At 62.0% G+C, this 2336-nt stretch carries 1 protein-coding gene and 2 pseudogenes; all 3 read left to right on the top strand.

Annotation, left to right across the window (positions count from 1 at the left end; all coding sequences use genetic code 11):
- Positions 1-321: pseudogene (locus tag ACX80M_RS20950) on the top strand (IS21 family transposase); the annotation flags it as partial.
- A 171-nt stretch (positions 322-492) separates the two neighbouring features.
- Positions 493-830: pseudogene (locus ACX80M_RS20945) on the top strand (Mu transposase domain-containing protein); the annotation flags it as partial.
- A gap of 434 nt (positions 831-1264) precedes the next feature.
- Entirely contained in the window at positions 1265-2014 is a 750-nt protein-coding gene (locus ACX80M_RS20940; protein ID WP_160670425.1) for an ATP-binding protein, read from the top strand.
- The last annotated feature ends 322 nt before the right edge of the window (positions 2015-2336 follow it).

The following is a 2336-nucleotide window of genomic DNA, read 5'->3' as shown; positions in this document are numbered from 1 at the left end:
GGTATGCGTTCGTGGAGGCGTGCCTGGATATGCGGCAGGATTCGTGGCTGCGCGCGCATGCGGAGATGTTCGCGTTCTTCGGCGGCACGGTCCCGCGGCTCGTGCCCGACAATCTCAAGACCGGGGTGATCTCTCATCCGCGCGAGGGCGAGGTCGTGCTCAACGACGCGTATCGGGAGATGGCGGCGCATTATTCAGCGGCGGTACTACCGGGCCGCGTGAAGCACCCTAAAGACAAGGCGAGCGTGGAAAACACTGTCTCGCACGTCGCCACCTGGGTGATTGCCGGGTTGAGGAAAGAGGTGTTCACGAGCCTCAGGGCTCTGGACACGACGAACCTCAGTAGGTAACAGATCCGCAGGTTTCCGGGATTTTTGCTGTCGCATGTCCGGTGAACAGGCCACGATTTGCGAGAAAATTAATGTGGTGTCGCCAGCGAGTGGCGGGGATGAAAACCCTGGATTTCCGCGGGTTTGTTGGTCAGAAAGTGGACGCAAAGCCCGAACTATCGCACACAGAATATATTGCCGTGTCGGGAGTCCTGGAGCCTGGCGCAGTTGCGGAGACGGATTCGGGAGCAGATCGATGCCTATAACAGGCAGCCGTTCCAGAAGCGGGAGGGCTCCCGGCTGAGCGTGTTCACCGCCGAGGAGAAGCCGGTGTTGCAACCGCTGCCGGCGGTGGCGTTCGAGATCAGCACCTGGACCTATGGGCGCAAAGTTGGGCGCAACGGCCACGTGGTCTGGGCGAAGAACTTTTACTCCGTGCCGTTCGCCCACATCGGCTCGAATGTTGATCTTCGTGTCACGGAGACCATGCTGGAGATCTATCGCAGCGATGAGCGCCTCACCAGCCACCTGCTGCTGCCAGCGACGACGGCGAACCAGCATCAGACGAACGAGGCGGACCTTCCGGAGGGTCGCAGCTGGCAGGCGTGGGACCGGGCCCGGATCGATGAATGGGCGTTACGGATGGGCCCGGCAACCGTGACGGTGATCAGCAAGATCTTCGAGTCCATGCCGGTCGAGGAGGCCGGCTACGACCCCGCGCTGGCGGTGCTGCGCCTGTCCCGCCGATTCTCCCCGGCCCGGGTGGAAGCGGCCAGCCAGCTCGCGCTGCGGGGGCCGATACGATCGCCCCGCTACGCCCACTTGCGGCCGATCCTGGATACCGGGCAGGACAAAACCGGGATCGTCCCTGATGAGCCGGAGGGAGACGATGGCGGATACGTGCGGGGCGGCGCCTACTACGCCGGAGGGGCTCGATGAGCCGCCTGGATGCGGAGACCAAACGCAAGCTGCGCGAGATGAACGCGGGCGAGTTGCTGGAGGCCATCGATACCCAAGACGAGAGGCTGAGTATCAGCTTGCCGTTCGAGGATCGTGTCCGGTTGGTCGTCGATGACGCCTATTCGTCGTTTACGCATTCCAAGGTGACCGGCTTGATCCGGCGGGCAGGACTGCGTTATCCGAACGCGGATTTGCGCCGCATCGATCTTCTCGACGAGCGCGGTCTTGACCGGCAGCTGCTGACCCAGCTGGGCACCTGCTCGTTCGTGGGCAGGCAGCAGAACGTCGTCTTGCAGGGGTTCACCGGGTCGGGGAAGTCGTATCTGGGATGCGCGGTCGCCAAACGCGCCTGCGAGCACCGAATCCGCGCACATTACGTCCGTATGCCAGACCTCGAGGAAGAATGGGTCGCCGCGCAAGACAGGCCCGGCGGTTCCGGTAAATTCCTGCGAAAGTATGCGGCATTCACGCTGCTGGTCATCGACGAGTGGCTCCTGGATCGACCCACGGAACCGATGCGAGGCATGCTGCTGGAACTGATGGAGCGCCGCTACGGCGAGACCTCAACAGTGTTCTGCACTCAGTATTTGCAGAAGGACTGGCACCAGCGGCTCGGCTCCGGCGTCCATGCGGACGCGATCATGGACCGGATCATCCACAACACGATCTGGGTCGAGACCGGCAACTACAACATGCGCGAACACGCAGCACTCGTGAGCGCCTAATCCTGTGTGTCAATGGCCGCTAACACCTGTGACAGAGAGCGTCGGCGGCGCCAAGCCAGGCGACTGCTGGCGCTCTCTGGCACGATCCCCGGCGCTCAACCGCACGAATGGGTGGCGCTCAGGGCTTCAAATACTCAGCTGGTTGGTTTCGATAATGATCCACCGCTTGTCCTCCATCGTGATATTGCCGAGAGGGATCTTCAGGCAATGGACCCAATCCGGCTCTTCAAGGTTCCCGGGGAAATAGGTTCGTGTTGTAGCTAGCAGAGGACTCGTGGTCCTGCTGGGATGAGTGTTACTACGGCATTCAACCTGAACAGGA

It is taken from the genome of Pseudarthrobacter sp. MDT1-22 (assembly GCF_054511035.1).
Note: the sequence above shows the minus strand (reverse complement) of the source record. Positions and strands in the feature narration are given on the sequence as shown.

What these genes read in the sequence shown, in the direction of transcription:
- ACX80M_RS20940 (WP_160670425.1), top strand. Translation starts at nt 1,265, where the DNA reads ATGAGCCGCCTGGATGCGGAGACCAAACGCAAGCTGCGCGAGATGAAC.